Here is a 26,405-nt window from a genome sequence, read left to right on the forward strand (position 1 = left end):
ATTGAACGTCGATGATGCCATTGTCGAGGCTCTGGAGGAAGCTGGAATCACCTTCGCCTGCTGGCTACCATGTTCACTATTGGACGGGATCATCAAGAGATTGGAAGAACACCCGGAGATCCGAACGGTCAGGGTATCCAGGGAGGAAGAAGGCGTAGGAATCTGCGCGGGAGCCGCTCTCGCGGGCGAGAAACCCGCACTGATAATGCAGAACTCGGGCCTCGGTAACTCCGTCAACGCTCTTTGCTCACTCACCTTAACCTACCGACTCCCACTGTTGATGTTGATGAGTCACCGTGGCTACTTGTTCGAAGACATCCCAGCGCAGGTGGGGATGGGGAAAGCAGCGCCCAAGATCTTGGAAGACATCAACCTACACACTTTCACGATCGAGCGGCCGGAAGACCTGGACGTGATACCGGGCGCCTGGAAGCTCGCTGAGACTGCGGGCGAACCCGTCGGTGTATTCCTAAGTCCGAGATTGTGGCGTCAGACAGGCCGATAGAAGACGTGGAAGCAGTCCCAACTCTTTTCCACAATCACATCATACAGTTGTTCGAACGACGGCTCGTACAGTTCCACATCAAGTCCGCGCCACCGGACCACTTTGCCGACGAGCGCCCGGTACCCACCCTCTCGGTCGTGGAGCGATGCGTGTGGGTATCCGAAAGCCGCGGCGATCTCGAAACCATAGTCCAGAAGCGTTTCAATGAGGTCGAGAGTAACATCGAGCCCCAGCAGATGTATGTGATGTTCGATGAACAGCTTCGGCGGATCATCCGATTCCAGTAGCTCAACCATACCTCGAATTACCTCAAACTCGGCTCCTTCAACATCCATACGTACATAAGTGGGACTCTCGCCGAGTTTCTCAGACAGCTCATCAAGTGTTATTGACTCAACCTCTATATAATCACTGTTATCGACGTTAACGATACGATGCCAATTAGATCTATTTTCCAGAATCATGCGAACCCTACCACACTTATCAGATACTGCATACTCGAAGGCTTTAACTCTATCTTCCAAATTGTTAAGGGCTATATTCTCCTGAAGTAATTCCAAGTTTTCTCTAATGGGTTCAATAGCATACACTCGAGATTGCTCAGAAGCTAACGCTGTAAGAATAGCATAATAACCAATATTTGCACCTACGTCAAAAGCTATTTCTCTGTCATTAAGAAAGTCAGTAACAAGGTATCTAGACGCCTTCGGTTCTCGAATATTGTGAAGTCGGAGTTCCCGTGATACACCAGAATCATTTGTATGAACACGGAGGAGGAAGGAAACACCTTCTACTTGCACGCGCACGACGTCACGGTTATGTTTTAATTTGTCCATTATAGCATCCACTATTTCAGTGAGTACCACGCATCCTGAATACAGTAGTCTAGGCCAAAGTCGACGCGGTCGATTCCCCATTCCGGGATAAAGACCAAGAGCAGTCTGGAGACGCTTCCACAACGTGAAAGTTCCCCTAGGGAGCTAGCTCTGAAAACACGTAGTAATTCACATCGTAGTCGTTGTCTACTATAGCTACTACCAGATCAAACTCCGTACTTTCAACTAGTTTCAACCACTCCAAAACATCTTGAGCTGTGAACTTGTCAAATTCCTCCTGCAGTACTTTGACTGCTATCCTTTCGTCTTCACTGCGGAACGCCCGGAATTCGGTCCCGAATTTGCGGCCTGGTTTAGGCTTCCATCCACGTCGTCTGAGATCAGCATATACTGCGTAACGTACGGGGAATCTCGGATCCTTCTCCATAAATTTAGCCATCAGCTCCTCCGAACTAATCCGTGCGTTTCCACTGCGGACTTCGAGCCTACCGATCTCACATAAGAATAGCGCTTCTTCAGGCCACAGCTGCAGGCCGCGACGTGATGGTTTCCCGTACATAGAGGAGTACAATCTGTTCGCATCTCGGTCATCCCGAACGATCACCTTCGATCCGACTAACTCACCTCTCGCTACCATTGTCTTCCACCCGCACGGTAACACCGTCAACTTCGATTTCGTCTCCAGGGAATACCAGCCACCAAGGCCTCCTGACAGGCTTGCCGTTCACACGTACACGTCCCGACTTTACCAGCCGTTTGGCCTCACGTCGGCTTTCGGCGAGACCGACGTCCCTAATGAACGCGTCCAACCTGCGTCCTACCGCCACTCGAGCTCTTCCTCCCGCACCCTCGGCCTCTTTACCTCGTAAATCGGCTTCCCGTCGATCGTCTCGGGTGCCAGCCAGTCGATCACCTTCTCGACGTCCTCGGGTCGCTCGGGGAAAACTTCCACCACTATGGGACCCAGGGGGGATTCCCCTCCTTCGGCGAAGCTCACGCTCCCAGCGAACGCCACCTGCTTATTCAGGTGGAACAGGATCGATCCTTCAGCGGTGACTCCTTCTCGCAGCACCCTACGGGCCGCGTCTAGGATCTGCTGCTCCCTGAGCAGCTCGTAAATGCGACCCAGACTCAAGCGTGCCTGGGGACCCTCGCACACGAACTCTAGTCTCTTTAAGTCACCCATTTCCTCCTCACGTTCCTCAAACATCTCAAGATCGAACAGATTTCCTACGGCTTTTCGGACTTTCTCCTCGTCTTCAGTCGGGTATACGTAAGTGGTTAAAATTACCCGGGAGATCATCCGGATCACCCCTTAAGATCGCCTTTATTACCATCCGGCACTTCTCCCGGAACTCCGGCAGGCTAACGCTCTCGTTCACTATCATCACGTCGGCTCGAGAGATCACGTCACCGATCCCGAACCCTAACTCTCGTTCGTCCCGCTCTTCGAACTCTCGCTTGGTGTTCGGATCATCCTCACGGCCTCGTCCACGCAATCTTTCGAACCTAGTCTGAGGGGACGCGTGGATAGCCACGACTATTACCGACCGCTCACCGAACCTGTTCCGGAAGTACTCGAGCTCCTCCGGGTTCCTGATTCCGTCGATTACTACAATTCCAGCCCGCCTCAGTTCGCGTTCGACGTCTTCCACTACTAACCGGGCAACTGCGTCCATTCCTCGCTCCTCACGGAGTCGCTTCGCCATCTCTCCTACGTCCATCCCCCGACGCTCGGCTTCGCGACGGACGGCGTCACCCATCACCACGACGGGGATACCTTCTTCACGGGCGACCTTGACGAACTCGCCTTTGCCAGCCCCCGGCATCCCGACTACGCAGATGAGCATCCGGAGATCACCCCCTGAACGTTCTCTGAAACAGAACGATCTGTACGGGTATTTTAAGACTCAGTCACACGGTCCAGGAAGCGGCGGAGTCGGGGAGACCTAATCCGCTCCAGCAGCTCGGCTGCAAGTCTCATGAGCTCTCGATGCACCGGGTAAGGATCCCCGGACTTGCAGCCGAAAGCTGCCGTGTACTCGGCAGGATCGCGACGATCGGGCCCTTCTCCGTACACTACTTCGGCGATCAACGCCAGGGCACGGACTAGACCCCGTCCGACGCCGCGCACGGCCAGGAACTCCTTGAAATCGGTTGGATTGACCTCATACAGGCGCAGCAGAGCGTCTCGATCGAGACGCCTTGGCACCCATCCGTCGGGCACTTCGACGCCACCCTCTATACCCAGGTATTCATCGAGCGGTCCTGAGACGCTGTTCCTGACAGCCCTCCACTCTCGCAACACGCGGTCCGGACCATCCCCAACTAGATCGAGTACGATCTCCCGACACTTATCGGCTCGATCCCCCTGAAGCGACAGGACTTTCCTCGCCTCATCCGCCACCACCGGATGTCCCTCCACAAACTCCGAGACTTCGCTGTCGAGCCAGTGGTAACGTCGCGCGGTCTTCCGATCGACGTCCATTCCCTGCTGGATCACCACCCACCTACCGTTTTCGTCGAACACGATAACGTGGTGGTAGAGGTCGTGACCATCTTGGAGACACACGGAGTCCGACCGTGCCGTTAGACGGCTAGCCGTCACCAATGGTCGGGGATCCAAATCCATCCGATCGGCGAGCTCCCGCACGCGCTCCGGGGTTTCAAGGGCCAGTCGTCCTTTCCCACCAGCGACGGCGATCCCGTGTTCTTCGGGATCCAACGCCTCACGGAGCGCCGCCGTGACGACTGTAGTACTACCGGACGTATCCCGCTCATACCCTAGCAGACACGCCAGGGATTGGAACCATCTCGGATCTGCGAGCCTCTCTAGAGCCCCGTCAGCACCGTGCTCCTCCACCAGAAGTCTGAATAACGCCCTGGATAGTTTCACCATCTCGGGAAAATGACGGGGTGGAGGACACTTCACGAGACGCAGCTCCGCTGCGCGGGGCATCGCCGCCGGTCCCCCAAACGTTATGAATTTCGTAACGGTTCCTGACTTGGTGCCGGGGCCGGGATTTGAACCCGGGACCTCGGGGTATCCCAGGCCGGTTCACCTCTCGAGGTCATCGGGCCCTATGAGCCCCGCGCTCTACCAGGCTAAGCTGCCCCGGCTGCGCCCGCGGGAGACCCCCCTCTCGAATTAAAAAAGTTACGTGGGGCGGTCCCCTATGGAGCTGCTCCTAACGCTCGTTCCGGACGTTCGACCGGATGAGACCGAGAGAATGGCACGGAAAATACAGGACAGGCTCAAATTACCCGCGGAGCCCGATCCTCTGAAACCGGTTCGCAGGCTTAGGATTAAGGGCGTAGAAGATCCAGACGTGGTCGTTAATAGGCTGAGAGAGAAATTCCCTGAGGTATCTCGGATCGTGATCGTGAAGCATAGAGGCCGATCCAACGATCTCGATAGGATCGCCGCGCTGGCGGCTAAACTCGCGAAAAATGAAATATTGCCGCATCATACCTTCGCCGTCGACGCCAGGAGACTCGACAAGGATCTTCCCTACACGTCCCGTGATCTGGCCATCGAAGTCGGCGAAGCGGTGCGGCAGGCCACGGGTGCGTCCGTGGATCTCGACAGCCCGGACCGGTACGTGGACGTCCACGTGTCCCGACGTGGATACTTGATCGGAATCACTCCAGCAACACTGAGGGAGCCGCACCGGGGTTGGCTTCCGTCCGGCGCCTTTAAGCACATTCACGTGTGCTGTGAGCGACCGGAGACGGGGTACGAGATCGCCGACTTAATCCGGATAACCGCGGCACTGAAACTGGGAAGCCTGATATTGGTGGAGCCGAACCGAGACGCCGTTCGGGGGGCCGAGAAAAAGGTGGGGGCCTCTTCGCTTATCGACCTTCGAATCGAAAGGGACCTGAAAGAAGCGTTGGCAGGGTTCGACGTCGTAGTCGGTTTACATCCGACGGCGCCGAACGCCGAGCGGGAACTCCTACGGGCTGTGAAAGGAGCGGACCAGATCTGCCTCCTGACGGGATCCGAGACTAAAGGGCTCAGTCGAGAAGCGAAGGAACTCGCGGACGTGCTCGTACACCTAGGACCGACGACGGCCGAGCCTATGCGGACCGCCAACGCGGTAGCGTACGCTGTAGGTGTGATGGCCGCCAGAACGGTTGGCTTAGGGTCAGCCACCGCTCCCACTCTTCATCGGTGATATCCTCGTAGACCCGGTTGACACATCATCCCCGACTACACGGGAAAGCCGCTTTACGGACCACGGGCCGCAGGTCCGGGGAGTGTTCGATATTGGTCCTAGAAAGGATCTTCGAGGAGACTAAAAGCGAAGGACGTGGCGCGTTGATCGGGTACTTAACCTGTGGATACCCGGGACTCGAAGAAACCATCTTACTGGCTAGGGCGCTCCGTGATGGAGGTGTGGACATCTTGGAACTCGGGGTTCCGTTCTCCGAGCCCATCGCCGACGGTCCGACGATACAGAAGGCGGTAGACGAGGCGTTGCGGGCGGGCACTACACCATGGGATTGCTTGGAAGTCGCAAAGGAGGTGTCCGAGTTCGTTCCCGTCGTGCTCCTGTGTTACTATAACACGCTCCACGCCAACGGGTTGGAGCGGTATCTCTCGACGGCGGCGGAGGCCGGTGTCTCCGGAATCATAGTTGCGGACATGCCGGTCGAGGAATCCGACGAGGTCCATTCCGTCGCTCGAGATCTCGGAATCGACGTGATCTACCTAGTAGCCCCTTCAACGACTGATGAGCGACTGAAGAAGATAGGGGAGAGGGCCTCAGGGTTCGTGTACGTGATCTCCAGGTACGGCGTCACCGGAGCACGACGGGATCTTTCCGAAGGTACTCTGGAGCTCGTTCGTTGGGTGCGTGACCACATCGACCTACCTGTAGCCGTGGGATTCGGGATTTCGGAGCGTTGGCACGTGGAGGAGGTAATAGCCGCTGGCGCTGACGGGGCGATCGTCGGATCGGCGTTCATCGAGGAAATACACAAGTCCGAGGACATAGCGGAAGCAGAGAAGCGGGTTAAAGAGCTAGCAAAAGAGTTAGTGGAGGGTGCCCGGGACGGGTACCGTCGAAGATCATCCTCTGAGTGATCTATCTGCGGCTTCTTTTAGCTTCGCAGCTAATCGTTTAGCCGCCCGGCTCAGCGCTCTCTCCGCCTCCTCCTCGAGTACTTCATCCGCGATCTCCAAGGCTCGCTCGACAACTTTCTGTGCCTTTTCCGGATCTGACAATTCGGACTTTTTGCGTCTCAGTTCGTCCTGCAACATCCTCTCTAGATGCGCGTAAGCGCGGTCGGATAGCGGAGGGACAAATCGTTCGTAGAACTCCGAACTTAATGTTTCTTTCACCGAGCTTCGATTAACCTCGAGCCTCTCCGCCAAGTATACCTCATGCCAGAGCCTGAGGATCCTCTCACGCGCCTTCTCCGAGGCGATGACACGACGGGTCACGCTCACTCCTCCCCTAACTTGAGGTGCTTCTCAAGCTCCTCCAGAACTTTGTGAACGCCGCGCTCGGCTACGTACCCTAACCTCCAGTCGACATCCTCAAGCGCCCGCTCCACGGTCTTACACACTGCCTCCACGATCCAGCGGTACTCGTCGACGTCGATCCCGGCGTCACGTAATCTCTTGTAGTACCGACTGCGGAAGTTGACGGCGAAACGCTCCAGCTCCCTCTTCACCTCGTTGGAAAGTTCGATGGGGTCCAGTTCTTCCCTAACACGATTTGAGAGATCTGAAATTACCTCCTCGGTGTGTCCAGCCGTCAACGGTCAACCCCCGCGATCCGAGGGATAGACGCAAAGAAAACGTAAAGGAATGACAAAAAATTTCCGACGGGTAGATAGGGGTCGGAAAGTCCGCCTACGGTCATCCCTCAGGGGTCCCACAAGGCTGAATTCGTCATCCCCACCTCCGCGCAAAGCTTTTTACGACTTCGCACTTTCATCACATGCGCGGGGAGTCGGGCCCGCAGCTCAGTCCGGTTAGAGCGCGGGGCTCATAACCCCGTGGTCCCGGGTTCAAATCCCGGCGGGCCCACCCTAGAAACGTTATGTAATTTATAACCTTTCATTCGAGAGTACCCATTACGTGAAGACGAACGGGACGGGGTACAAGACGGCTACCATGGACATCACCTTCCAGTCCAGCTCGTTACTGCGGCCGTAAAAGTACAGCAGCGTCATCGCCGCGAGTGGTACGGTGATGGTTACCAATTCCCTAGAACCGAGGCGCCAGCTCGTGAACAGGAGTCCTACAGCGACTGGAAACGTCGCTTGGAATACTATCGCACCTGTCACATTACCCAGGGCCAGGTCGTCACGGCCTTTCAGATACCAGATCACGCTGTTCAGCTTCTCTGGGAGTTCCGTGGCGACCGGTGCGAGAAGACACGACACAGTGAACGGGTCGGCTCCGAGTCTCTCCGCTAGTCGTTCCACCGCATCCGCGAATCCGTGCGCCCCAACTACCAACAGAGCGACCGAACCGACGAGGAACACGGCGGCCAACAGACCCGCCAGTACTGGATGTGCCATTTCGAACTTGATGGAAGGCCGCTCAACCACGTCCCCGGCCCTCAGGAGCTGTCGTACGTAGGCTAGATACAGCAGGAACAGCACGGCTGCAACGGTGAAATGGGCAGGTTTGAAATCCACAAGTGATACCGCGAGTACTAAGGAGTACGCCACCAGAAAATGTCGGACATCCAAGCTAAAGTGGGAGGTCTCTATTACGGGTCGCCGCCGGCGACCCATTAAGTACGCCGCGAGCACCGAAAGACCTCCTATTCCCATAGCGACCGTCGACAACATCAGGGGAGCGCCTAAAATGGCACCTATAGCTACCCCTTCCCGGTATCCCGAGACGATCGCTACGATAGGTACTAAGGTTTCGGGTAGAGCTGTGGCCACTGCGGCTATGAAGCTCCCGGTGAATCCAGACGGTAACTTGAACCGATAACCGATCCACTCGACGGTGTTCGTGAACAGCCAGGCACCCAGGAGCAAGGCCCCGAAGCTGGCCGCTATCTGCGCTATCAGCGTCAAGGGGGCCAATCCCCGTGTCCGGGACGATCAAACTGAGCCGGTGTGGTCTTCGGGCTCCCACGTGCGAGCCCGTCCGGAGATCTTACTTCGAACGACTTCGCAGGTACCGCGATTATCAGGTGAGGGAACTCTACGAGTCGGGTGTACGGATAAAGGTGTTGGCTCAAGTGTTCGACCTCTCCGATGGGAAAATCAAGGACATCCTCCTCTCGCCGCCACGGTGCGCGCGCTGCGGCAAACCGCTCCGCACGAACGTGCCGTTATGCTCCGAGTGCGAACGGGTGCTGGAGGAAGATGATAGGAGCCGTACTGATGGGAGGCAAAGGCCAGAGGCTCGGCGGTGACAAACCTTGGCTGACGGTGAACGGTCGGCCGATCGTAGAATGGGCGGCGAAAATGCTGCGTAAGATCGGTTGCGAGGAGGTCTACGCGGTTTCACCCCGTAGGGACGGGCGCTGGGATGGGCCATGGCTGCGAGACAGTAAAGGCTCAGGACCTATGGCGGGCGTGAGAGCGGTGTTCCGAGAGTTCCCGAACGAGATAGTGTGCGTGACATCATGCGACGTCGTATTCGACCCAAGGATGTTTCGAGAAGTCGCCGAACCCCCTTGTCACACCCGCGAGACCTTGTTCCCGTTCCTGGTACACGCGGAGGACGCACCGGAACACCGCACCGTTAGAGGGTTCCTGAAGAACATAGGATCCAAGGAATTGGAGGTACCGGCGACGGACCTGGATAAGTTAGAGGATTTACCTCGATATCGAGCACTACTCTCCCGGATCACCGGATGAACTTCCCTCTCCGCCTGCGTTGGTACTCTTCGATACAACGCAATATGCGCTCTTTTTCCCGCTCCCGCTCGCGTTCTTCCCACCGCTTCCGAGCTCTCCTCACGGCCCTCCGAAGCTCGTCCGACTCCACGAGGGCCAGAGTACCTGCCCTCCTCACAGTTACGTCTTCACCCTCGCGGAGTAGTGGCAAATCGAGGCGACGAAACTCCTCCAAAGCGTGTTCCGGTATCGACGCATCCTCAGGTACGATCACGGCCTCAGGACTCAGGTCGGAGAGCTCCCTGACGTTTGACTCACTCATGCCACTGGGATCTTCGACGTAAAGCACGAACACTGGTGGGGTCTCTAACTCCGAGAGCGCATCGTGCGACGCTTTCTCCACCTCGACGACCGGTATTCCCTTACCCGACCGAAGGATAGCATTGAGTCTCTCGGCCCGTCTCAACTCCCGTTCTAGGCGTTCCCGACGCGACTTTTCGCGGATCAGTTCACGTCTTAAGAGCTCGATCTCACGCTCCTTAGCTTCGAGCTTACGACCTATCTTTTCTTCGACGAGCTCCTCTATCCTATCACGCATCCGATCCAACTTCCTTTGGAGCTCTTCGTTTTCGCGCTTGAGACGCTCAACGAGGCGTTCTAAGTGCTCTATCTCATGCTCGTACTTCTCGACCTTTTTCTCGTATGCACGCAGTTCTTTCTTCAATGAGGCGATGCGCTCACGGTATCGATGGATCTTCTCGCGCTCTTCCCTCCGTTCACGCTCCACTTGACGCTCTTCTTCCACTATCCGGAGAGCGTCCACAACCGGGAGTCCCTTGATCACGTAGCTGGCGGCCCGGAGTATGTCCCGACGTTTGATCTCTTCCGAAGCTTTGTGCTCGACCTTACGCAGAGCTGGCTTCACGATCGCGTGGTATGCCTTTACCGCTGCAGCAAGCGCGTCACGTTGGTGGGTGTCCCTGGGTCTGACGTTCTGGTCCTGCCGGGCGAGATGTCCTTTCACGAGTTCACGTTTCTCGTCCACCGAGAGTCGGCGATCCGGCACGTAAAGCCGTGCTCCCAGGGATCGGGCCAACCGTCGAACGGTCTGAGGGACGGGAGTAACGTCGGTGGCGACTACCGCAGGTCTGCCCAGCGACTCGATCCGCTCGGTGAGCTCGCTGAAGGATAGCTCACGGGAACTCTCGAGGTGTACGACCTCGCCATCCGCGTTGAGAACTGCCAAAGCCGTAGTCGTCCCGGGGTCCACGCCGATGGTGAGAAGCTCACGGCGGTGGGAGGTATCCCGGAACGTGATCCGGTCGCGAAGTACGGGCTCGACGTCGATTTTAATCTCCCGCGCGTCGACCTTGTTCACGACGGGTTTCACGCGATCGTACCGATCATACACGGTGAACTCGGCGCTGGCGTATCCTCCCTCGGCCTTTCTGACCCGAAGATCGTACTCCATCCCCTCCGCTTCGAGGAGCCGTTGGAGCTCTCTCGTGGCTCTCTTCACCGCGGCGTGCAGGTTCCTAGCGTAACGTGACTGGCTGTACCCTCCCTGACCGGGTCTTCGCAGACGACCTATTCGGACCCTCGTCTCGTCCTCCAGCACGAACGCCTCCACACCAACCCCGAGTTCTGCCAGGCGCGCACACGTCAGCGCTTCCTCCTCTGGGTTCCTGGGATCGGGCGTCGGGAGACCGTGTTCACGCGCCAAGCGTTGGAGTGACCGTTGGTTGCCGGGCTTTCCTGTGACTTGAACTAACTTGAGCTCGGGATGCGACTTCACGAGTTCTAAGAGCTCAGAAGCTCCGTTCAGGAGTTCATAGACGTCATCCACGGCCACCACGTCCGGTTTCAGCGAGAGAATGAGATCGAAGAGTTCGCGCTTGGAAAGACGTCTCTTGAGGACTTCCTCACCATCCTCCAGTATCGCCACGGCATATTCCGGGGGTTTAGATCGGACGATGTCGATCCCCACTACGATCACGTCCGAAACCACCCGGCCGGAGACCTCTCAGTTTTATCAAACCGTAGGGCTCAATAATTTGCTGGGGCCGTTCAGGTGAATCCGGCACCTTTCGAGCTGCGGTTCGGCGCCTACGCTATTGACTGTGTGATCACGGCCGTGATATCGTTGTTAATATGTCTGGCTTTAGCGTGTCTGGTGACTCCGGTGAAGTTCCTCAGCACTTGGTCACTGACTTCATGGATATACTGGACGATATTCGAAGGCACCTACGGAGAAAGCCCAGGTAAACGGGTTTTCGGACTCAAGGTCGTCAACGAAGAAGGAGAGGCGTGAGTTTCCCGGAGGCGGCAATTCGAAACGTTTCGAAGGCCTCACCAGTAGTATGCTACGTGGACGGTGCGTTGGTTCTGCTGACTGAATCACGACAACGGATGTTCGATCTCCTGGCGGGGACGTTAGTCGTTACTTCAGGATGAGTTGTCTTGCGACGGAGTTTGCCATGTGATCACCGCAGAGCTCTCGAACTACCTCTAGGCAAGCTTCGATCGCGAATGCCGGGCCCCTACTAGTCACCACGTTCCCGTCTCTCACCACCCCTTTAGGCACGGGCTCCGCGCCGTTCACCTTGAGCTCCGCTTCAAATCCTGGGTATGTGGTCGCCTTCCTTCCACGTAGAACCCCAGCCTCCGCAAGGACTAACGCTCCAGAGGATAAACCCACTACTACACCACCGTCGGATTCCACAGACTGGATGAGGTTCAGGCAGTGCCGATAACCGATCAGCGTCGTGGGCGCGGATCCGCCGGGCACGATTACACCCTCATAATCGCCCCCCTCGACATCCCACACCGTGGAGTCGATGTCCACTTCCATACCCCCCATCCCTTCAGCGCGCTCCTCGACTCCCACCAGATCCCACTCGAGCCCGCCGCGTGAGAGTACACTCACGACTGCGCCGAACTCGATCTCTTCAAACCCGTCGTCCACTAGTACAGCGATCAAGGGGGAACCTCCCTTGCTCGTCGTCTCCCTGGGGTGTCCGAAGATCCCACCGAAAATCTCCTCCGCAATTTACGCGTGTCACCGGTATGACGATAGAGTGTTGGTACTCAGCACCGAGACAGGATGTAAGCTCCTCGAGTACGCCGACCCTGAGGGGCTGTACGTGGATGAAACTCGAACGTACGAGAAATACCTAGAGGATCCTGACGCCGCCGGTATCCTGCTCGCGTTCGTGACGAACGATGCAGAGCTACAGATAGCGGTCACCCTTAAGGAAGTATCCGAACCCGACGACGCGAGAGCTGTGTGCATCGAAGAGTTCGAGGATCGGCTCGAGGACTACGGGTTCCTCACCGCACCGGTAACTGGTCGGCGGTGGAAGCACGACCCGAAGAGGTGGGTTAAGGCGGTCGAGGACGTGTTGGGGGCGAGTCGATGACGTTCTGTCTTGAGGAGCGGGAATACGAGATACTTATGGCGAGAAGGCCGTTCGGCGACTGTGCGAGATACATTGAATCGAAGTTTGGAAACATCATCAAGTTGCGGCCTGGTGAGGAGGTTCTGCCTGGGCTTCGGGTGATAGGATGCGGAAAGATCCCAGTAGCGTACGGGGATGGTTGGATCGTACTACCGATAACGAAACCGTGTCACGGAAGCTTCGTCGTGAAGGTAGAAATTAGTGCGGAAGAACTCGAGTGGTTCCGTAAGAAGCACGTAAGCGGGCGTTAGCGGCGTCCACCACGACCCGTCTTCCGGGCCGCGATGTGACCGACCTTCCTACCCGGCGGGTCACCTCTAGCGATCGTCGTGGGCTTACCCGGACTCTGGTGATTACCTCCACCGAACGGGTGGTCGACGGCGTTCATCGCGACACCGCGTACTTTCGGCCACTTACCACCCTTGCTGCGCATGTGGTGATACTTCTTACCCGCCTTAACGAACGGCTTCTCGCGCTTACCGCCACCGGACATGACACCGATCGTGGCCCGACATCGTGGGTCGAACGTGCGTACCTTACCGGAGGGGAGCTGCACGTAGGTACGTCCGACATCGTGGGCGATGATGGTGGCGTAGCATCCGGGCGCCCGCGCGAACTTACCGCCGTCGCCCGGCTGTCCCTCGATGTTGAATATGGGAACTCCTTCCGGGATCTCCGCGAGTGGAAGCGTGTTGCCGGGTTTGATCTCCGCAGACACACCGCACTCTATGGTGTCGCCTACCTTGGTCCCCTCGGGCACTAATATGAGCCGCTCCTCTCCGTCCTCGAACCTTACTCTAGCAACTGGAGCGTTGCGCGCCGGATCATGGAGCAGCTCGACTACCTTACCGGCGACCTTGCCCTTCTTTTCCTGTTCATCATAAGGCCTATGCTCTATACGACCGCGGTAACGGTGAGATGGAGCGCGGTACGTAGGCCCGCCACGTCCCAGCCGTTGCGGGCGGATACGCTTGCCCATCTCGGAAGCCCCCTACAGAATCCTTAAGTCGACTGCGACGTCCTCAGCGCGGTACTCCGGCTTTAACTTGACGTAAGCTTTTTTCTCCCCGGTCGGGGTGATCAGGGTGTTTACCTTTTCCACCTCAACATCGAACAGCTCCTCGACGGCCCTCTTGATGAGAGGTTTGTTGGCATCCCGCCGTACGATGAAAGTGAGCTTGTTCTCCGCCTCCATCAACCGCATCGCCTTCTCAGTGGCCACTGGGTACAGTAGGACGTCGTGTGGGTCTTCGATCTTAGGACCGTATCTCTTGGCCACGGTTTACTCCCCCAAGCGCTCTTCCAGGACCTCCAGAGCTCCGGGTGTGAACACGGTCAGTCGCCCGGGATGCGCACCGGGAGCCAGGTGTTCAACGCCCAAGTGCATCGCCTCGACGACGTCGACGCCCGGGTGGTTCCTGGCACCTAACTTGATACCATCGTCCTCATCCACCACGATGAGCACGCTCTTCGGCTTCACGTACCGCCGACCGCGCCGCTTTCCTTTACCCGCGCGAATACGTCGCTTGCGCTTGGCCCGCTCTACGTCGGCCCACAACCCGACGTTCTTGAAGAATTCCCGGACCTCCCTGGCCTTGTTCACGCTCCTTAGCTCGTCCACGACCACCACTGGGAGGTGTGGAACGTCATCGATTACATGGCCGCGCTCCTTCACGAACTCGGGCTTGGCAGTCGCCGCCAGAGCGGATCTGAGCGCCACACGTCGCTCCTTCCTGTTAACTCGCTGAGCCCAGTCCTTTTCTGGCGTCGGTGCGTGGGCCTTCTGCCCTCCGACCGCCTGGGCGACCCTGGCGGCCCTGCCGGCCGCCGGATGTCTTCGTCCCTTCACCCTCGGAACCATCGCCACGCCGTGACCGGCGCCCCAGGACTCGGCGCTAGTCCTGAAACCGGCGCGCGGATCGGTACCGTAGGGTTGGCGGCGGTTAGCCTGAGCCGCAAGCACCGCGCGCCGGATGAGGTCCTTACGGACCGGCTCCTTGAAGAAAGACGGTAGGTCGATTGTGTCGACATCTTCACCCTCGAGGTTGAAGACGGGAGCTTCCACCATTCACTACCCCCTTAAGCGCTCGTGGGGCCTCCGAGCTGCTCCACGATCTCATCCTCGGAAGCCTTCGGCCGAACACCCTGCTGCGATGTTCGGCTGATGTACAGGATCTCGGGCGCTCCTTCGGGCGCGTTCTTCGGCGGTCGCACGGCAGGTCTTACCCGGATCAACCTCTTCTTCGGTCCAGGAACCGTGCCGTGAATCATGATGTAATCACCGCTGACGACTCCATAGTTAACGAAACCTCCGCGCGGAGTGACTTCCTCACCGTCCTCTCCGATCTTGAGGATGCGCTTATTGTGCTCGGTGCGCTGGTGATAACCCACTTGACCCGCCATTGGGACGGTCCACCTCACCCTGGAGGGTGTGATCGGACCTATCGATCCGATGTGCCGCCCTTTCTGCTTCCGCTGAGCCTTACGGTCCTGGATCGTAACACCCCAGCGCTTCACCACGCCCTGGAAGCCCTTACCCTTCGTAATTGCGGAAACGTCCACGATCTCGCCCTCGTCGAAGACGTCCTTGGCTCTGATCTCCTCGCCGAGTATCTCTACAGCGTACTCGAAACGCTCCCGTACGTCCTTACCGCCGATCCTGTGCTCCATGACGTCGGGCTTCTTCTTCGGAACTCCAGCCTTCTTCGGCTGTGTGGCCACGATAACCCTGATCTCCTCCACGATACCCTCGTCGACGAGCTCCTCGATCTTGTCCAGATCTCCAGCCTCGCCATCCTTGGGTACCGTGAACACCCGGTCCATCTCCAGCTCCTCGGGAATCTCCACCCACGCCTCGGTCACGCACTTGTAACCGTCCGGCGTGGGCGCGTAAGCGCGGATGGCGGCGACGTACATCGGAGGGGCATCGAGGATCGTTACGGGCACCGAGATTTCTTCACCTTCGGTCGGACTGTTAGGCCAGTCATCGATCATGATGACGTGGGTCATTCCGGCCTTGTAACCTGCGAATCCTTGCACGCGCACTCTCTCCTCGTCCGGCCAACTTCGGATCCTAGGAACGGGCCGTGAGGCACGCTTCCTCGGACTGAAGGCCAGAGAACCGCGTCTTGGCCTACCTGGATTCCTGCGTCCACCGCGTCCCATCGGCCGTTTCCCCCAATCCTCCACCGTTTTCTCGGCTCCGGCGGGACGGGTCCGACCGTATAAAGTTTGAGCGTGCGGCGAGGTTTTTGAGTTCGGACGCAAGTTGATCTGGAGGAGAAAAAGAATCGTCGGGGCTTGGAAGCAGTGGACGTCAGATCCGCCGAGCGCTTGCTGGAAGACCTGAAGGAGTTCGCTGAACGCGTGAACAAAGCCTTCTCCAGGATCAACCCGCAGATCATGGAGCGTCGAACTCCCAGAGGATGGCTTCGTGAGATGGTGAGGGAGTACTTCGAGAACCTGGGAGCCGAAGTGCTCCGGGAGGCATGCGAGATCGCCAAGGAGGATATCAGAAGTTACCGAGAGCTGGACGAGCTGCTCCAAGAGATCGAGTGCTCCACCGATCGAGAAGAGGACGTTTTGTACGTACGTCGAGCCCTCCTCAGGTACATGTTCTGCAGGACGTACACGCTCCAGCGATTATTAGTCCGACTGTACTGGAGCCTGAACGCCGGGACAGCGGACGTCGCCGAGCTCGTGGGGATGCTCCGCAAAATGGACCTGTTCGCAGAAGAGGCTCAACTCATTTACCCCGTAACGCCGGACGTGGAAGACCTACGTGAAGTGGTGAAGGATGCGATCCAGGTCATCGGGAATGATGTCGGGGCAGGAACCGAGGAAGAAGATGACCGTTTAGAACCAGAACCCAAGCTCGAGGTGTGCGTCGTTCGCGGGAAGCTACCCGCTTTCGTGGATCCGGATACGGGCGCGGGGGTGCCACCCTCAAAGGAGGGAGATTTATTAATGGTTGGGGAGACGGCCGCGCGGATCCTCTCGGAACGGGGGCGTCGATGGGGCGGTCCCTTCGCGGAACACATCCGAAGGTGGAGGGGGTGAGTCGTTGGCCAAGATCCCGAAGAAAATCCGAACGTACTGCCCATACTGCAGGAAACACACCATCCACGAGGTAGAGCGTGCCAAGAAGAACCCAGCGAGAAAGATGTCGTGGGGACAACGTCAGTTCGAGCGTGTTCTGAAGGGATACGGTGGATTCCCACGTCCCAAGCCGTCGGGAGAGAAACCCACGAAGAAAGTGGATCTGCGCTACCGATGTACCGAATGTGGTAAAGCCCACACTCGGAAGGGTTGGCGGGCCGGTACCCTTGAGATTACCGAGGAGTAGGGGGTGAGATCGTTTTGGATGAGGAGCGATTCCTGAAGAGGTTCACCGAGTCCGACCTCGTACCGCAGCCTCGTAGCAGATTCCTCCGCGTGGAGTGCGTGGATTGTGGTAACGAGCAGATCATATTCGGAAACGTGAGCACCGAGGTGAAGTGCCACATCTGCGGCCGTACTCTAGCCAAGCCGACCGGCGGTAAGGCCAAGATCCTCACCAAGATCAAGGAGGTGCTCGAGTAATGCCCAGAAAGTTGCGTGATATTCCCGAAGAAGGCGAGATAGTGATGGCCACGGTAGAGCGTGTTGAGGACCACGGAGCTTTCGTCACGCTGGACGAGTACCCTGGAGTGGACGGATACATCCATATCTCTGAGGTGGCAAGCGGTTGGGTCAAGAACATCGGTGACTACGTCAAGGAGGGTCAGAAAGTAGTCGCCAAGGTTATCCGCGTGAACCCGAAGCGTAAGTACGCCAATCTCTCACTCAGGAAGGTCACCGACCACCAGCGCAAGGAGAAACTGAAGGAGTGGAAGCGTGAGCAGAGGGCCGAAAAGCTCCTCGAGATGGTCGCAGAAGAGCTCGGCAAGGACCTGGACGAAGCTTACGAGGAGGCCGGGTACAAGCTGATCGAGGAATACGGGTCCCTTTACGATGCACTGGAAAGGGCGGCCGCCGAGGAAGGACCGGAACCACTCCTCAAGGCCGGAATACCGGAAGAGTGGGCAGAAAAGCTCGCGGAACTGGCGATTGAGAACATCGAGCCGGGTCGCGTGAAGATCGAGGCGTACGTCGATCTCACATGCCCGGCTCCGAACGGTGTAGAGATAATCCGAGAGGCGCTCGAGAAGATCGAGGAGTTCCAGCAAGGTGACGTTAAAATGGAAGTACAGTACGTAGGAGCTCCACGATACCGAATCACCGTGGACGCCCCAGATTACCGAACGGCTGAGAAAATGGTCAGGAAGGCAGCTCAGGCCGCGATCGACCACGTGGAAGAGCACGGAGGCGAGGGAGAGTTCCACCGGGAGATCGAGGAGGGGTAAAGCGTGCCTAAACGACTACGCAGGTGTAGGGAGTGCGGGGAATACACGCTTCAAAGGGACAAATGCCCGCATTGCGGTGGAAATCTGGAAGTGCCGCACCCGCACCGATTCTCCCCGGAAGATCCGTACGGTAAATATCGGAGGAAGCTGAAGAAAAGGATGTGGGCCGAGAAATTCGGCCCGCCTCCTGGCGAGGGGGATTAAAATTTGGACTTGCTGGAGCTGGCTCGTGGGAACACCGTGATTAAGTTCGATTTCGAGCCGGAGGTGGAAAAGCCGGTCCTCGTGGAAGGGCTTCCCGGTATCGGGCACGTGGGTAAGCTAGCCGCCGAGGCGATGATCGAAGACTTAGGTGCCGAAAAGTTTGCGGAGCTGTACTCACCGCACTTCCCGCCACACGTATCCGTGAACGAGGATGGTATTGTGGAAGTGATGAGGAACGAGTTCTACGTGTACGAATCCGAGGGTAACGAACCCGACATCATCTTCCTCATCGGCGAGGCGCAGGCGCAGGGTGAACTCGGACAGTACAAGGTCACCATCCGCATACTGCAAACCGTTAAGGAGTTCGGAACGGAAATGATCTTCACACTCGGAGGCCTCGGAACCGGAACCGTCCCGACTGAACCAAAGGTCGTCGGGGCGGCTACGCACAAGGAACTTATCGACCTGCTAAAGGAGCACGGCATTGAAGTCCGCAGCGGCGACAAGGGCGGCAATATCGTAGGAGCTTCCGGTCTGCTGCTCGGCTTCGGGAAGATGATGGGCATGAAAGGAGTTTGCTTGATGGGTGTAACCCCAGGGCACGTTATTGACCCACGGGCTGCGATGGCCGTCGTCGAGAAACTGTCCACGATTCTGGGGGTTGAAGTTGAGGCCGATTCGTTGAAAAAGCAAGCCGAGCGATTCGAGCGCGAATTCGTGGCACAGATGGAGGAGATGCCTTCGGCGCTAGAGGAGGTGCAGCAGGAGGCGGAAGAGGGTAAACCGGAAGAAGACCTCAGGTACATAGGGTGAGCCTCATTGGGACCACACTGGCGACACGCCGTCCGCGCTATTTCCTCGGCACTCTCTCCCCTTATCCCTCCCGCACTGTCTCCTTGGGTCGCCTTGGTTTCAGTATGTGTGGAAGAGTACGGTCCACCTCTCACAGCCGTGGCCTCAGGAATCGTGGCAGCATCTATCACCGGACACCCCGCACTCGCAATGGTTTCTGCCCTGATAGGAGAATTTACCGTGGGGGCTGCACTTCGCAGGAAGCTCCCACGAAATCCAGTTTCAACCCTGCTGTACTCTGCCGTGGGAGGAGCCGCAGTAGCCCCATTGGTACTCCGAGCTACGTTAACTCCCCTTCACGCCTTGATCTTCGGACTCACACTCCTTACGGCTTTCATCCGACCCCCGCTCGCCCCCATGATTTACGAGAAGCGGGAACGGTACGACCCGTGGAATTCGATCGTCCTAGCCGCGCTTATGATATACGGTCTCGCACCACTCGTAGGTCTCGAGAACTCTTGCTTGGCCTTCCTAGTCGCTAAAGGAGTAGATGGTGCCGGCGGTATCACGCAGTTCATCCCGAGATCGATCAATCCAGTGGTGTCGCTCAAGGGATTTCGGATCCGTGAGGTTGAGGAAGGAATCAGCCCGATCGGGACGTTCTTCGAGTTCTTAGCGGCGTCGGGGCTAGGGTGGCTGATCACCGGAAGCGCCCGGGGTGCCTTAGTAATGGGTATCGCCGTAACCGCGGCGGACATCCTCTCAAATGTTACCGGAGTCGAGGACCACCACAAGGGAGACGACCTGCTCATGATGCTATCATCGGCGTGGGTGATCCAAACTTTTGGAGTCTCGGGCTTAATGCGGCTCCTAGAGCTGATGCCGGGGTGGTGAGTGGTGGACCTGAGGTATCTAACCAGTGTCATCTCGGTATCACTGTTCGTTTACTCGGGCATAGACACCGAGCCGCTCCAGTATGTGACGGCCCAGTGGGTAGAAAGTGTGCTCCATTTAATGGGGCTCACCGTTCCCAAGTCCGGCTACATATTCCAGATCGGAACCGTAAGTGCGGTAATCGTGAAAGGATGCGTCGTCTGGCCCGCTATCTCGCTGTTCGTAGGACTGATCGTCGCCACCCCCGGTCCATCTGTGCTCCGAAAAATCGCTGCTCTCGTCGCGTCCGTAGCACTGCTCACGGCCGGCAACGTGCTAAGGCTGGCGGGCATGTTCTACATGATGGAGGTGTGGGGAGTGGGGTTCCGGCTAGCCCACGATGTGATCGGTCAGTTGGTGGGACTCGCCATCGTCATACTAGCGGCGTGGGTATCATTCTACATCGTGCCGGAAACCGAAGATAGACTCCGTGAAATAATCCCTTGGCCGGGTGAGTGAAGTGGGAGAGCAATACGACTCAGACCTACATCTACATTCCCAGTACTCGGGAGGCACCTCACCTAGGATGGTAATACGAGAGATAGCACGAGGGGCCGCTAAGAAAGGTCTAGATCTCGTTGGCACGGGCGACATACTACACCCGAGATGGAGACGCCACGTGCGGAGGGAGCTCGTAGAGGACGAATATGGACTCATTAAGGAGCCGAAAACCGGTGTACTGTTCGTCCCAACGGTAGAGGTCGAAGACGAGCGTCGCGTGCACCATTTAATCATCTTACCATCACTCGATCACGCCGAAGAACTGCATGGAGAACTTTCCAAGTACTCCGACGACATTGATGCTGAAGGCCGACCGCATCTGCGCATGACTGGGGCGGAGTTGGCGGATTTACTCAAAGATCACGACTGCCTCTTCGGACCTGCACACGCCTTCGTGCCGTGGACGAGCGTTTTCAAAGAGTACGACTCACTGAAAGAATGCTACAGTAGTGCCGTAGACCGCGTGGACTTCGTAGAACTTGGACTTTCGGCCGATTCCGATTACGCGGATCGGATATCGGAACTTCACGAGTACACGTTCCTCACGTGCTCCGATGCCCACTCCCCTTACCCGCATCGTCTGGGTCGCGAGTTCGTGAGGTTCGAGCTAGAGGAGCCGTCGTACGACGCTCTCAAAGCGGCGATCAGGAGGAAACCGGGTGGCCGCGTAGTACTCAACGTGGGACTCATCCCCGAGCTGGGTAAGTACAACCGGACCGCCTGTGCTCGATGCAAGCGTCAGTTCGAGCTCGATGAGGCAGAACGCCTTAACTGGAGGTGCCCCGAATGTGGAGGCACGATTAAAAAGGGTGTCCGGGACAGAGTCCTGGAACTGGCCGATCTCGAGAAGCCGGAACATCCTAGCCATAGACCACCTTACCTCAGAATTATCCCACTAGCCGAGATAATCGCGAAAGCCCTCGGACTATCGACTATAACCGCCAAGAAGGTCAGGGCTGTTTGGAACTCGTTAGTCCGGCGCTTCGGTAGTGAAATAGACGTGCTAATCGAGACACCGACCGAGAAGATAGCAGAAGTCGACGAGCGGGTTGCCGAACTGCTAAGATCGTTCAGGGAGGGAACTGTGAACATTCGACCGGGCGGAGGCGGAGAGTACGGGAAGATAATCACAGACGAGGAATCGGAGCGCGAAGAGCTCAGAAGCCGCAAGCCCGTCCAGCGCACACTCGACGAGCTGATAGGCCGGGGGTGACGAGACTGTTTTTCAAGCGGCGGAGCGTGGAATCCTTCGCGGAGAAAGTCGAAGTCATGGTGGGGGTAGAGGAAGAGCTTTTCCTCATCGACCAGGACGGATCACTGGCCCGGGCCGCAGACGATGTGATAGTGAAGGCGGCGGAGTTATTGGAGTCAGACTCGAATCTCCTAGAAGATTGCTGGCGAACAGTTCTGGGGCTGGATCCCGAACCCAATCCGGCCCAGATCGAATATCTGACCCAACCTTTACCTCCCGATGAAGTAATCGAGGCCTGTAAGGTAGGCAGAGAACTCATAAAGAAAGCCGCCGTGGAGTTAGGACTGCAAGTTATGTTAGAGAGTATGCATCCTTTCGAGAGCGACCCACTACCTATCAACGGAACTCACATCAACGTGATGGTGAAACTTAAGGATCAACCGTACATGACCCCAAAGCAGATGTTGGTAGTTTACAATTGGTTGTGGTATAACTTACCGATTATAATCGCAGCAACTGCGAACACACCGTATTGCTGTGGCGGAAAAAATTTCGCAGCTAGTTGTCGTCTTCTCAAAAGCAGAGTACTCAAACCGAATTACTATGCAGCGATAAAGCGCTTGGAGAAGCGCCCATACTTGACGAAAACTCAGTATTATGGGAGGTTAAGGTACAGACTGAGACTTAGGAAGGATACTGAGTTCGAAGAGCGGGTCGTAGCGCACCCCGACGGCCGAAGGCTCGTGGACATAACCCCTAGAGGGCCCGCATCGAACGTCACGGGAGACGAGAACGACAGCCCGACTAGGAACAGAGTCGAGGTGCGAGTAATCGACAATCAAAAGTCCATGAAATATTTACATGATGTGGTAATGCTTATAGTTGGACTATCTTTGGAAGCGCTATATATGTATGAAGTAGAGGGCAAATTACCGCCAAACGATCCTAATCATTTTGATAATAGAAGGGAAGCTATAGAGAAAGGTATTAACGCTACTTTCGTTATTGACGGTAGAAAAATTGATGCTGAAGATGCATTACTAAAGATTATAAGCAGAGTAGATAAATTTTTAGAACATTTAGGATTACGTTTCGTGTCCCCTCTTAAAAATGGGAAAGTAGAGTTACAAGAGAGACCAAAACTAAATGTAGAGTATGCACATAAGGACGTCATAAAATATATCGGAAATTACGCAGAAGTTATATTAGGGTCGAACAAAACTGTCGAAATTAAAGGGAAAAGGTACACAATTCCGAAAGGTACTAAAGTAATCGGTAAGTTAGTTCCAATGGCATCTTATAAGTACAGAGTTGATAATAAGGGTTTTGTTAAGGATATAGTTAAGGGTGTTGTAACGCTCGGAATAAAGCGAAACGGTGTAGAAATTCCCTTAGACGAGAGTGATAGAATAGTAAACGTAATGTCGGAGCTGGAGTACTTAATGCGCTCGATGAGGGGATTGTTGTGAAATGGTCATAGACGTGCATAACCATCTAGGAGAAGATATTGACGGCACAGTTCAAACACCCCAGATGCTGCTGGCGAGGATGGAAGCAGCGGGCGTAGATATCGCGGTAGTGTTTCCGTTCAATGATGTTGATCCGGGAGTGTGTTTCTCGAAAGCAAATGAGCGAATCGCGAAAGCGTGCAAGGAGTACGATGAGTTCGTGGGTTTCTGTCGGGTGGATCCGAACTGCGAGGAACGCGCCGTAGAGGAGGTAGAGAGATGCGTGGAAGAGCTGGGGCTTAAAGGCGTAAAGCTCCACCCCAGGAGCCAATCGTTCTACCCCGACGATCCCGAAGCCGTGAGGGTTGTCGAAAAAGCCGCAGACCTGGGAGTACCCGTGATACTCCACACCGCACGCGGTGAACCGTTCTCCGATCCCGTCCGCGTCGGTAGGTTGGCGGAGGAAGTTCCTGACGTTCAGCTGATCATGGCGCATATGGGTAAAGAGCTAGGGTATGATGCAACGATTGAGGTGGCGGAAAATTACGAGAATGTTTATCTCGAAATATCGTTGGTAAAAGACCCCAAAGTAATTGAGAAAGCGGCAGAACATGTGGGTGATGATCGAATAGTTTTTGGGTCAGATTCACCTTATGGTAGTCCATCTGTACAACTTGAGATCGTAAAAGAGGCGGATGTTAATCATGATAAAATCTTGGAGGAAAATGCTGCAAATATATTGGGGCTGCGGTGAAGATTGCTTCGTACAAAGGTTATAGAGTTAGTTTTACATGAGGGGCCAATAACTGTCGATGAAATTTCAAAAAGGTTAAGAATTGATTCAGAGTTAGTATTAAAAATAGTAAGAACGACTCCTAATTTGGAACTAGAAGATGGAAAGGTCAGCACTCGGATGGATATCAACGGATATATAGAACTCACCGGGACGCGGCCGGTACTAATAACGGCACCTCACGCTCAGGGTCCAGGCGCGGACGTATTCACTGGTGAAATCGCGTGGAAGGTGGCTCAAGCTACCGGAGCGTACGCTTTAGTAGCAACCGTCAGCAGGCGAGCTAAGCTGGAGGACGGGAACCCGGCGGACTACAACCGCGAATGGGCACGGAACACTCCCTTTCGACGTCGTATCGACGAGCTGATTAAAAGGTACGGTGTCAGGTTCATAATCGACGTGCACGGGATGGAGTCCGATCCAGTGCGGCCGGATGTAGACTTGGGAACCTTAGGTGGCCGATCTGTGAAAGGGAAACTCGTGTCCAAGATCGTGAAGCGGTTGGAAGAGGCCGGTTTCGACGTGGGATTCGAGCAGGAATTCCAAGGTGGTGACATACTCGAGTATCATTGCGACGGAGAACGCGTTCAAGGCGTTCAACTGGAGCTCTCCGAGGAGCTAAGGGAGTTAGGAGAATATAGAGCCGTACAGGCTGTACTCGTAGTCGTTAATACAGTATTGGAGGAGGTGTAATACCATGGTAGCGGTGGTGTTGGTCGGGCACGGGAGCCGGCTTCCCTACAGTCGGCAAGTCGTCGAAAAGATCGCTGAATACGTCGAAAAGATGGGTGACTTCGAGACCGTCGAGGTAGGTTTCATGGAGATGTGTGAACCTACCGTTCAGGAAGCCGTGAAGAGGGCGGCGGAGTCCGGTGTCGACAAGATAGTCGTCGTACCGGTGTTCCTGGCCCACGGTGTGCATACGAAGAGGGATATCCCGAAGATGCTGGGACTGGAACCGGAGTGGGACTACGACGAAGATGAGGACCATCACCACCATCACCATCATCACCGTGACTACACGCCCGTGGACGTAGATGCGGAGATAGTGTACGCGGAGCCGCTCGGGGCTGATCCCAGAATCGCCAAGATAGTCATCGATAGGATCAAAGAGGCGTTAGGCGAGGGATAATCGGGGCTTCAGCTTGATCATCGCCACTCTTACAGGTAGGACCGTCGAGGACATGATAGAACTGGCTATAGAGGCCGTCGAGCAGGGTGCGGACGCTCTGGAAGTCAGGCTCGATTACTTGGAGAACTTAGACCTATCGACGGCGCTCAGAGCCGTACGGGAGTGTACTAAGTACGAACGCGTGGTGGCGACGCTCCGACGTGAAGAGGAGGGAGGACTGTACAAAGGAGATGAAGACAGGAGGCTCGAAATCCTGGAGCGGGTATCCTCCGAGGCCGACTACGTGGATTTGGAGATCGACGTAGCGGAGGAAGAGATCATAAGCCCGTCTTGTGAGACGATCGTGTCGTACCACAACTTCAAAAACACGCCACCTAAGGAGGAGCTGATCGGCATCAGGGACCGATGCGCTGAATTAGGAGACGTTGCGAAAGTCGTCACTATGGCCAGAGGACACGAAGACGCTCTGCGGATTTTGGAAGTAGTACGAACGGCGGAAGCACCCACTATAGGATTCGCGATGGGAGAGGAGGCCAAGTACACCAGGGTATTGAGTGTTCTGATCGGTGGGTTCGCGACTTACGCCGCTGTGAGGAAGAAAGCGGCACCAGGGCAACTGACGGTCGAGGAAACACGCAAGTTGCTGGAATTACTAGGTTAGCCGCTCGAGGATCTCCTCCGCCGCTCTCTTTCCTGACTCGAGCATCCCTCCAAAGATGGGCCCCATCCTATACGCGCCCTTCACCGCCGACGCTGCCATGCCGGCGACGAACAGTCCAGGCTTCACCTCTTGGGTATGTTTCACTACGAGTTCTTCCCCGCGCTCAGCCCACATGGGTCCCTCCCCACTCACTTCGATGCCCGCTAGCTTGCAGACTGCAGCCTCGTGTCCGGTTGCGTCTACGGTATACTCGGACTCGAAAGCTAGCGGATCGACGTGCATGTTAGCGGCGTTCACCGCCGTCCAGTTCACCACTACGCCACATACTCTTCCGCGGCGCTCGATGACGTCCTCGACCTCTACACCCACTAGAATCCTCGCTCCAGCCTCAAGGGCCGCATTCGCTAGCTTAACGGCGGCTTCGACGGGGTTGAACACTAGGAGACCCGCCTCAGCGGGACGGAGTTCTACTCCGACTTCTTCCAGTACTTCGGCAGTTTCCTCCATGATGACACCCGCTGGGAACAGCATCCCTCCACCGGTCATACCGCCCCCCACGTACAGTTTCCGCTCCACTACTGTAACGTCAACGTCGTTCTTCGCGAGCTCGTAGGCACAGGTCAACCCGGCCGGTCCTGCTCCTACTACGATGACGTCACTTTCGGAACAATCGTTAATAAACTCATAACCTTCCCTAAGAATAATGGAAGTGATCTCCCTTTCCACGCGCATGAACCCCTGAGGACGT

The 26,405-nt window shown here is 56.4% G+C and carries 38 protein-coding genes and 2 tRNA genes; 23 read left to right on the forward strand and 17 right to left on the reverse strand.

Going from position 1 to position 26,405, the window contains the following annotated elements; all coding sequences use genetic code 11:
• The first annotated feature begins 1 nt into the window (after position 1).
• Complete coding sequence (gene comD / locus BW921_RS03615) at positions 2–505, forward strand: sulfopyruvate decarboxylase subunit alpha (RefSeq protein WP_148688609.1); 504 nt, start codon at positions 2–4, stop codon at positions 503–505.
• On the opposite strand, the gene BW921_RS03620 is transcribed toward comD, so the two are convergent.
• The 7 genes from BW921_RS03620 to BW921_RS03650 form a co-directional block, all read right to left on the reverse strand.
• Complete coding sequence (locus BW921_RS03620; RefSeq protein ID WP_343224373.1) at positions 490–1,422, reverse strand: FkbM family methyltransferase; 933 nt, start codon at positions 1,420–1,422, stop codon at positions 490–492. The two genes, comD and BW921_RS03620, sit on opposite strands and share 16 nt — an antisense overlap.
• 55 nt (positions 1,423–1,477) lie before the next feature.
• Positions 1,478–1,978 (reverse strand): hypothetical protein, encoded by a 501-nt coding sequence (locus BW921_RS03625; protein ID WP_148688611.1) that lies wholly within the window; start codon positions 1,976–1,978, stop codon positions 1,478–1,480.
• On the reverse strand, positions 1,962–2,168 hold the full coding sequence (locus BW921_RS03630) for a S4 domain-containing protein (protein ID WP_168168716.1): 207 nt from the start codon (positions 2,166–2,168) through the stop codon (positions 1,962–1,964). Before BW921_RS03630 ends, BW921_RS03625 begins: the two co-directional genes overlap by 17 nt.
• A complete protein-coding gene (locus tag BW921_RS03635) occupies positions 2,159–2,644 on the reverse strand; it encodes an RNA-binding domain-containing protein (protein ID WP_148688613.1) in 486 nt (161 codons plus the stop codon). Before BW921_RS03635 ends, BW921_RS03630 begins: the two co-directional genes overlap by 10 nt.
• Positions 2,601–3,191, reverse strand: coding sequence for an AAA family ATPase (locus tag BW921_RS03640; protein ID WP_148688614.1), 591 nt, complete (start codon positions 3,189–3,191; stop codon positions 2,601–2,603). Before BW921_RS03640 ends, BW921_RS03635 begins: the two co-directional genes overlap by 44 nt.
• A 53-nt stretch (positions 3,192–3,244) precedes the next feature.
• The gene (locus BW921_RS03645; RefSeq protein ID WP_088335574.1) at positions 3,245–4,300 is read right to left on the reverse strand and encodes a DUF763 domain-containing protein; all 1,056 of its coding nucleotides are present in this window, start codon (positions 4,298–4,300) and stop codon (positions 3,245–3,247) included.
• Between the two features lie 47 nt (positions 4,301–4,347).
• Positions 4,348–4,461, reverse strand: a tRNA-Met gene (locus BW921_RS03650).
• Between the two features lie 56 nt (positions 4,462–4,517).
• On the opposite strand from BW921_RS03650, the gene BW921_RS03655 reads away from it, so the two are divergent.
• Positions 4,518–5,519, forward strand: a complete 1,002-nt coding sequence (locus tag BW921_RS03655; RefSeq protein WP_088335575.1) for a THUMP domain-containing protein — start codon at positions 4,518–4,520, stop codon at positions 5,517–5,519.
• Between the two features lie 92 nt (positions 5,520–5,611).
• Positions 5,612–6,430, forward strand: coding sequence for a tryptophan synthase subunit alpha (trpA, locus tag BW921_RS03660; RefSeq protein ID WP_148688615.1), 819 nt, complete (start codon positions 5,612–5,614; stop codon positions 6,428–6,430).
• Here trpA and BW921_RS03665 read toward each other — a convergent pair.
• Together BW921_RS03665 and BW921_RS03670 are read right to left on the reverse strand one after the other, a co-directional pair.
• Complete coding sequence (locus tag BW921_RS03665; protein ID WP_148688616.1) at positions 6,416–6,790, reverse strand: hypothetical protein; 375 nt, start codon at positions 6,788–6,790, stop codon at positions 6,416–6,418. The genes trpA and BW921_RS03665 overlap by 15 nt on opposite strands.
• Positions 6,791–6,792: 2 nt before the next feature.
• Positions 6,793–7,110, reverse strand: coding sequence for a hypothetical protein (locus BW921_RS03670; protein WP_088335578.1), 318 nt, complete (start codon positions 7,108–7,110; stop codon positions 6,793–6,795).
• Between the two features lie 196 nt (positions 7,111–7,306).
• Here BW921_RS03670 and BW921_RS03675 point away from each other — a divergent pair.
• Positions 7,307–7,381, forward strand: a tRNA-Ile gene (locus BW921_RS03675).
• 47 nt (positions 7,382–7,428) lie between these two features.
• Here BW921_RS03675 and BW921_RS03680 read toward each other — a convergent pair.
• The gene (locus BW921_RS03680; RefSeq protein ID WP_168168717.1) at positions 7,429–8,388 is read right to left on the reverse strand and encodes a sodium:calcium antiporter; all 960 of its coding nucleotides are present in this window, start codon (positions 8,386–8,388) and stop codon (positions 7,429–7,431) included.
• A gap of 14 nt (positions 8,389–8,402) precedes the next feature.
• Between BW921_RS03680 and BW921_RS07770 the strand changes: the two genes are divergently transcribed.
• Both BW921_RS07770 and BW921_RS03685 read left to right on the forward strand, forming a co-directional pair.
• Positions 8,403–8,732: a hypothetical protein gene (locus BW921_RS07770; RefSeq protein WP_157665935.1), complete on the forward strand. Its 330-nt coding sequence runs from the start codon at positions 8,403–8,405 to the stop codon at positions 8,730–8,732.
• The gene (locus BW921_RS03685; protein ID WP_157665937.1) at positions 8,683–9,180 is read left to right on the forward strand and encodes a molybdenum cofactor guanylyltransferase; all 498 of its coding nucleotides are present in this window, start codon (positions 8,683–8,685) and stop codon (positions 9,178–9,180) included. The genes BW921_RS07770 and BW921_RS03685 overlap by 50 nt, the downstream gene beginning before the upstream one ends.
• Here the strand turns inward: BW921_RS03685 and BW921_RS03690 are convergent.
• Entirely contained in the window at positions 9,170–11,155 is a 1,986-nt protein-coding gene (locus BW921_RS03690) for a DUF460 domain-containing protein (protein ID WP_148688617.1), read from the reverse strand. The genes BW921_RS03685 and BW921_RS03690 overlap by 11 nt on opposite strands.
• Positions 11,156–11,230: 75 nt before the next feature.
• On the opposite strand from BW921_RS03690, the gene BW921_RS03695 reads away from it, so the two are divergent.
• On the forward strand, positions 11,231–11,470 hold the full coding sequence (locus tag BW921_RS03695) for an RDD family protein (RefSeq protein ID WP_148688618.1): 240 nt from the start codon (positions 11,231–11,233) through the stop codon (positions 11,468–11,470).
• A 129-nt stretch (positions 11,471–11,599) separates the two neighbouring features.
• Here BW921_RS03695 and BW921_RS03700 read toward each other — a convergent pair whose 3' ends face one another.
• The gene (locus BW921_RS03700) at positions 11,600–12,139 is read right to left on the reverse strand and encodes a DJ-1/PfpI family protein (protein WP_157665939.1); all 540 of its coding nucleotides are present in this window, start codon (positions 12,137–12,139) and stop codon (positions 11,600–11,602) included.
• A gap of 13 nt (positions 12,140–12,152) precedes the next feature.
• Here BW921_RS03700 and BW921_RS03705 point away from each other — a divergent pair, with 13 nt between their 5' ends.
• Together BW921_RS03705 and BW921_RS03710 are read left to right on the forward strand one after the other, a co-directional pair.
• Entirely contained in the window at positions 12,153–12,578 is a 426-nt protein-coding gene (locus BW921_RS03705) for a DUF1890 family protein (protein WP_168168718.1), read from the forward strand.
• Positions 12,575–12,868, forward strand: coding sequence for a DUF1894 domain-containing protein (locus BW921_RS03710; RefSeq protein ID WP_148688620.1), 294 nt, complete (start codon positions 12,575–12,577; stop codon positions 12,866–12,868). Before BW921_RS03705 ends, BW921_RS03710 begins: the two co-directional genes overlap by 4 nt.
• Here BW921_RS03710 and BW921_RS03715 read toward each other — a convergent pair.
• From BW921_RS03715 to BW921_RS03730, 4 genes are read right to left on the reverse strand one after another with little or no spacing between them, the layout of a single operon-like run.
• The gene (locus BW921_RS03715; protein ID WP_148688621.1) at positions 12,865–13,596 is read right to left on the reverse strand and encodes a 50S ribosomal protein L2; all 732 of its coding nucleotides are present in this window, start codon (positions 13,594–13,596) and stop codon (positions 12,865–12,867) included. The genes BW921_RS03710 and BW921_RS03715 overlap by 4 nt on opposite strands.
• A 12-nt stretch (positions 13,597–13,608) precedes the next feature.
• Positions 13,609–13,896, reverse strand: a complete 288-nt coding sequence (locus tag BW921_RS03720) for a 50S ribosomal protein L23 (RefSeq protein WP_148688622.1) — start codon at positions 13,894–13,896, stop codon at positions 13,609–13,611.
• A gap of 3 nt (positions 13,897–13,899) precedes the next feature.
• Complete coding sequence (rpl4p, locus tag BW921_RS03725; RefSeq protein WP_148689303.1) at positions 13,900–14,682, reverse strand: 50S ribosomal protein L4; 783 nt, start codon at positions 14,680–14,682, stop codon at positions 13,900–13,902.
• A gap of 14 nt (positions 14,683–14,696) precedes the next feature.
• Positions 14,697–15,782, reverse strand: coding sequence for a 50S ribosomal protein L3 (locus BW921_RS03730; RefSeq protein WP_148688623.1), 1,086 nt, complete (start codon positions 15,780–15,782; stop codon positions 14,697–14,699).
• Between the two features lie 144 nt (positions 15,783–15,926).
• Between BW921_RS03730 and BW921_RS03735 the strand changes: the two genes are divergently transcribed.
• From BW921_RS03735 to aroD, 14 genes are all read left to right on the forward strand, one after another.
• On the forward strand, positions 15,927–16,676 hold the full coding sequence (locus BW921_RS03735) for a hypothetical protein (RefSeq protein ID WP_148688624.1): 750 nt from the start codon (positions 15,927–15,929) through the stop codon (positions 16,674–16,676).
• A 4-nt stretch (positions 16,677–16,680) separates the two neighbouring features.
• Complete coding sequence (locus BW921_RS03740; protein ID WP_011018787.1) at positions 16,681–16,962, forward strand: 50S ribosomal protein L44e; 282 nt, start codon at positions 16,681–16,683, stop codon at positions 16,960–16,962.
• A gap of 32 nt (positions 16,963–16,994) precedes the next feature.
• Positions 16,995–17,198, forward strand: a complete 204-nt coding sequence (locus tag BW921_RS03745) for a 30S ribosomal protein S27e (RefSeq protein ID WP_088336477.1) — start codon at positions 16,995–16,997, stop codon at positions 17,196–17,198.
• A complete protein-coding gene (locus tag BW921_RS03750; protein ID WP_148688625.1) occupies positions 17,198–18,001 on the forward strand; it encodes a translation initiation factor IF-2 subunit alpha in 804 nt (267 codons plus the stop codon). Before BW921_RS03745 ends, BW921_RS03750 begins: the two co-directional genes overlap by 1 nt.
• 3 nt (positions 18,002–18,004) lie before the next feature.
• Positions 18,005–18,205, forward strand: a complete 201-nt coding sequence (locus tag BW921_RS03755) for an RNA-protein complex protein Nop10 (RefSeq protein ID WP_088335591.1) — start codon at positions 18,005–18,007, stop codon at positions 18,203–18,205.
• A 3-nt stretch (positions 18,206–18,208) separates the two neighbouring features.
• Positions 18,209–19,018 carry a proteasome assembly chaperone family protein gene (locus BW921_RS03760; protein ID WP_210400496.1) on the forward strand — a complete coding sequence of 270 codons (810 nt, stop codon included), beginning with the start codon at positions 18,209–18,211 and terminating at the stop codon, positions 19,016–19,018.
• Between the two features lie 6 nt (positions 19,019–19,024).
• Positions 19,025–19,891 carry a hypothetical protein gene (locus tag BW921_RS03765; protein WP_168168719.1) on the forward strand — a complete coding sequence of 289 codons (867 nt, stop codon included), beginning with the start codon at positions 19,025–19,027 and terminating at the stop codon, positions 19,889–19,891.
• Positions 19,892–20,389, forward strand: a complete 498-nt coding sequence (locus tag BW921_RS03770; protein ID WP_088335593.1) for an archaeosortase/exosortase family protein — start codon at positions 19,892–19,894, stop codon at positions 20,387–20,389.
• Position 20,390: 1 nt separating this feature from the next.
• Positions 20,391–21,644: a TIGR00375 family protein gene (locus BW921_RS03775; RefSeq protein WP_148689305.1), complete on the forward strand. Its 1,254-nt coding sequence runs from the start codon at positions 20,391–20,393 to the stop codon at positions 21,642–21,644.
• Between the two features lie 26 nt (positions 21,645–21,670).
• Complete coding sequence (locus BW921_RS03780; protein ID WP_148688627.1) at positions 21,671–23,092, forward strand: hypothetical protein; 1,422 nt, start codon at positions 21,671–21,673, stop codon at positions 23,090–23,092.
• Between the two features lies 1 nt (position 23,093).
• Positions 23,094–23,825, forward strand: a complete 732-nt coding sequence (locus BW921_RS03785; RefSeq protein ID WP_148688628.1) for an amidohydrolase family protein — start codon at positions 23,094–23,096, stop codon at positions 23,823–23,825.
• Positions 23,826–23,951: 126 nt separating this feature from the next.
• Positions 23,952–24,557 carry an N-formylglutamate amidohydrolase gene (locus BW921_RS03790; RefSeq protein ID WP_148688629.1) on the forward strand — a complete coding sequence of 202 codons (606 nt, stop codon included), beginning with the start codon at positions 23,952–23,954 and terminating at the stop codon, positions 24,555–24,557.
• Between the two features lie 4 nt (positions 24,558–24,561).
• Positions 24,562–24,996, forward strand: coding sequence for a sirohydrochlorin nickelochelatase (cfbA, locus tag BW921_RS03795; protein ID WP_088335598.1), 435 nt, complete (start codon positions 24,562–24,564; stop codon positions 24,994–24,996).
• Between the two features lie 13 nt (positions 24,997–25,009).
• A complete protein-coding gene (gene aroD / locus BW921_RS03800) occupies positions 25,010–25,657 on the forward strand; it encodes a type I 3-dehydroquinate dehydratase (protein WP_148688630.1) in 648 nt (215 codons plus the stop codon).
• Here the strand turns inward: aroD and BW921_RS03805 are convergent.
• Positions 25,649–26,389, reverse strand: a complete 741-nt coding sequence (locus BW921_RS03805) for a sulfide-dependent adenosine diphosphate thiazole synthase (RefSeq protein ID WP_236953777.1) — start codon at positions 26,387–26,389, stop codon at positions 25,649–25,651. The genes aroD and BW921_RS03805 overlap by 9 nt on opposite strands.
• Between the last annotated feature and the right edge of the window lie 16 nt (positions 26,390–26,405).

It is taken from the genome of Methanopyrus sp. SNP6, assembly GCF_002201895.1.
GTDB lineage: Archaea > JAADCQ01 > Methanopyri > Methanopyrales > Methanopyraceae > Methanopyrus.